The organism is Occallatibacter sp., from assembly GCF_049802275.1.
Lineage (GTDB): Bacteria > Acidobacteriota > Terriglobia > Terriglobales > Acidobacteriaceae > Telmatobacter.
The window spans coordinates 1-3791 of sequence record NZ_JBARMD010000532.1 but is presented as its reverse complement, the minus strand read 5'-3'; the positions used below and the strand labels follow the sequence as shown (position 1 = coordinate 3791).

Here is a 3791-nt window from a genome sequence, read left to right as displayed (position 1 = left end):
AGCAGTCGCTTCCCTCGCTGCTGCCAATTGCATCGCAGTCCGCATAGCATCCGAGCAACCCGCGCGATCAATTCTCAGCTTCGCAACCATCGCGACAGGAGGCGCTGCAATCGCCCTCGCCTTGCTGGGCATAGTGTTCGAGCACCACACCCCCCGAAGTCTGTCCCTGCCCAATCCTTGGATCGCGCTCGACCTGCTCGCCCTCGCTCTGCTCTTCTGGCTCATGCGCCGCATGACAGCTGCGCGCATGACTACACGCTTCCTGATAGCGCCGCTCTCGGCGAACCTGCTTGGCTTGGCGTTTCTTCGCCCCGGAGTTCAAGCGCGCGGCTGGCTTGGCCTTTTGTTGATCGCGGTCGGATCCGGATGGCTCCTCTTCGGGCCGGAAGGAGAGCCGGGGGAAACCGGCTCGCCTCTGCATATCAATGAGCCGCGACCCTGAATAAAACCCGCGCTTCATCCACCAGGTTGAACCGCTTTGCCATATTTGTTGAGGAGCACCATGATCCGCTACTATGGGCTGCAATTTGGCGGCGGTGCGAAACCCGCCCTGGGAGCTTCGGATGATCTTCCGCAGTTTGCGTCTTTGCTTGGTTTTCCTCCTGTCCTCCTTCACTTTCCTTGCGCTTGTTCAGGCCCAGGCAACGTCTTCGGCCGCGCAAAATGCCGCTGGAACGACCGCCGCTCCCGCGTACAAAAGCACCAGTCTGCTGGTAGACCAGCGCGTGCAAGATCTGCTGAAGCGGATGACGCTCGAAGAAAAAGCAACCATGCTCTCCGGCTCCGGCTGGATGGAATCCGCGCCCATCGTGCGCCTCGGTATTCCAGCAATCAAGATGGCCGACGGCCCCATGGGCGTGCGCTCCTGGGCGGGTAGTTCGGCCATCACCAATGCGTCATCGAATCCCGTAAGGGTGGAGACAACATCGTTCCCATCTGGAGTGGCAATGGCAGCCACGTGGGACACCGCTCTCGTGCAGCGCGAGGGCCAGGCCATTGCGCAGGAAGTAAAAGCGCTGGGCCGCGATATGATCCTCGGGCCCACCGTCAACATCAACCGCGTTCCCCTCTGGGGTCGCAACTTTGAGGGCTACGGCGAAGATCCATACCTGTCTGGCCAATTGGGCGTCGCCTATATCCGCGGCGTGCAGGGCGAGGGCGTGATTCCGTCCGTCAAACACTTCGCCGCAAACAACGAGGAGTTCGAACGCCACCGCCTCGACGAGACGATCGACGAACGCACGCTCCATGAAATCTATCTGCCCGCGTTCAAAGCCGCAGTTCAGCAGGCAGATGTCTGGACCGTGATGTCAGCCTATGAAAAAGTCAATGGCACATACTGCGCCGAGAATCCCTACCTCCTGACCGACATTCTGAAAAAAGAGTTCGGTTTCAAAGGCTTCGTCGTTTCAGACTGGGGCAGCACCTATTCGACCGCCCCGACGGTGAATGCCGGCATGGACCTCGAAATGCCCGGCGGACCCCCGGCAAAGGTCATGCTGGCACGCCCGCAAACCATCATGAGCGGCAACAGCGGACTCTGGCTCGAAGCCAACAAAGTTCTAGCCGATGTAAAGGCCGGCAAAATTACCGAGGCAACCATCGACGACAACGTTGGCCGTATCTTGCGCGTGATTATGCTCAGCGGCATCATGGATTCCCCCCGCACCGCACTCGGCGAAGTGGACACGCCCGAACAGCAGAAAGTAGCGCGTGACGGCGCAACCGAGGGCATCGTCCTTCTCAAAAATCAAAACAACCTGCTCCCGCTCGACCCATCGAAGATCCATTCGATTGCAGTGATCGGTCCCAACGCACTCGTCGCGCGCACCGGCGGTGGAGGCAGCTCGCTCGTCCGGCCAAAATATGCGGTCTCGCCTCTCCAGGGAATCCAGAAGCGCGCCGGTTCCGGCATCCAGATCACCCCCGCGCTGGGCGTCGGCATGGATGGCGAAGACCCAGCCCACGATACCCCCGAAGCCCGCGCAAATGATCTCAAAGCCGCGGCCGATGCAGCCGCAAAGGCAGACGTCGCCATCGTGGTGGTAGGCCGCTACAACAAGAACGAGTCCGAGGGCTTCGACGTAAAGACCATGGACCTGCCCGCGGGCCAGGACGAGCTGATCGCTGCCGTAGAGAAAGCCAATCCCCGCACCGTCGTTGTCCTCAACACCGGCGATCCAGTGACGATGACGAAATGGCTCGACACCACGCCCGCACTGCTAGACATGTGGTATGGCGGCCAGGAAGGCGGCAATGCGCTCGCGGCTATCCTCTTCGGCGACGCCAATCCCTCCGGCAAGCTCCCCGTATCGCTGCCCAAGAAGTTTGAAGATTCTCCGGCAGCAAAGAACTATCCCGGCCAGGATCTCAAGGTTCATTACGCCGAAGGCATCTACGTCGGCTATCGCTACTACGACACGAAGAACGTAGAGCCGCAATTCCCCTTCGGCTTCGGCCTCAGCTACACCACGTTCGAATACAGCGACCTGAGCGTGATCCCGTTCGTTACCCACTCGGGCACTGTCAAGTCAGAGGGCACGCTAGTTACAGTCAAGGTGAAGAACAGCGGATCGCGCGCTGGCGCCGAAGTCGTCCAGCTCTACGTCCACGACGACCACGCAAAAATCGACCGTCCCGCACATGAGCTCAAAGCCTTCAAACGCGTCGAACTTAAACCCGGCGAGAGCCAGACCATCAAGTTTAGTCTTGATAAATCCGCCTACGAATACTGGAGTCCCGACACGAAACAGTGGACTCTCGCTCCAGGCACCTTCGAGATTCAGGTCGGAGCTTCATCGCGCGACATCCGCCTCAAGGCTCCCTTACAAGTTATGCGCTGATAAACTCGTGAAAGATGGCCAGGCAACTGCACTACAACGCAGCTGAACATATCGCCCCGGAAACGGCGCCAGATCCTTATCTTCGTCCGGCCTTCTCGTTCGGCAACCGCATGCGGCGAGTAGTGTGGAATCTATGCTGGGCAATCTTTTTTCGCTTCTCGCCGCGACCGCTCTTTGCCTGGAGAGCGTTACTGCTCCGCATCTTTGGCGCGAAGCTGGGACCAAACTGCAAGTTCTATCCATCGTCGCGAATATGGGCGCCGTGGAACCTGATCTGCGCTGACCTCGTGGCCGTTGGCGATGGCGCCGAGATCTACAACCCCGCGCCGGTACGCCTTGGCTCGCACGCAATTCTTTCGCAGAACTCCTACCTCTGTGGCGCGACGCATGACTTCGACGACCCCGGCTTTCCTTTGCTGGCCTACACCATGGAAGTGGGTGCCTACGCATGGGTGGCCGCGCGGGCATGCGTAGCGCCGGGTGTGAACCTGGGCGAAGGTTCGGTGCTGGGGCTTGCATCCGTGGCGACCCGCGACCTGGAGCCATGGGCCGTGTATGGCGGATCGCCGGCTGTCAAAGTAAAGCAGCGCAACAAGATCACCCGCTAGCTCAGACACAAAAAGAAGCCCGCCGAGGTGAAAGCCCTGCGAGCAACATCGAGTTCCTTGCGAGATTACTGCGGCGGCGCGTAGGGCTCCACGCGCAACATATTCGACAGGATGCCCCGCTCTTCCGGGCTGAACTGGCCCTGGTAGCGGCTTGAGTTCAGCACGATGGAGCGCTGATCCGGCGGAACAGATTTCAGATCGCGAAAGGCGTTGCGCATCATCGACTGCCGATCCTGCGGCAAGCTCTTCCAGCGCCGCGCCGATGCCGCCACCTGGTCGCGTTCTTCAGGCGAAAGCCGCTCAAGGTTCTCAGCCCGCGCCAGCGTTCGCTCCCGTTGCG

At 60.2% G+C, this 3791-nt stretch carries 4 protein-coding genes; 3 read left to right on the top strand and 1 reads right to left on the bottom strand.

Annotated elements, in window-relative coordinates:
• The 3 genes from WA354_RS18425 to WA354_RS18415 form a co-directional block, all read left to right on the top strand.
• Positions 1 to 442 (top strand): hypothetical protein (locus WA354_RS18425; protein WP_472814483.1); only part of this gene is annotated, 442 nt, incomplete at its 5' end.
• Between the two features lie 121 nt (positions 443 to 563).
• A complete protein-coding gene (locus WA354_RS18420) occupies positions 564 to 2843 on the top strand; it encodes a beta-glucosidase (protein WP_472814482.1) in 2280 nt (759 codons plus the stop codon).
• A 14-nt stretch (positions 2844 to 2857) separates the two neighbouring features.
• Complete coding sequence (locus WA354_RS18415) at positions 2858 to 3451, top strand: LbetaH domain-containing protein (RefSeq protein WP_472814481.1); 594 nt, start codon at positions 2858 to 2860, stop codon at positions 3449 to 3451.
• 65 nt (positions 3452 to 3516) lie between these two features.
• On the opposite strand, the gene WA354_RS18410 is transcribed toward WA354_RS18415, so the two are convergent.
• A partial coding sequence (locus WA354_RS18410; protein ID WP_472814480.1) for a DUF3106 domain-containing protein occupies positions 3517 to 3791 on the bottom strand: 275 nt, incomplete at its 5' end.

What these genes read in the sequence shown, in the direction of transcription:
- WA354_RS18420 (WP_472814482.1), top strand. Translation starts at nt 564, where the DNA reads ATGATCTTCCGCAGTTTGCGTCTTTGCTTGGTTTTCCTCCTGTCCTCC.
- WA354_RS18415 (WP_472814481.1), top strand. Translation starts at nt 2,858, where the DNA reads ATGGCCAGGCAACTGCACTACAACGCAGCTGAACATATCGCCCCGGAA.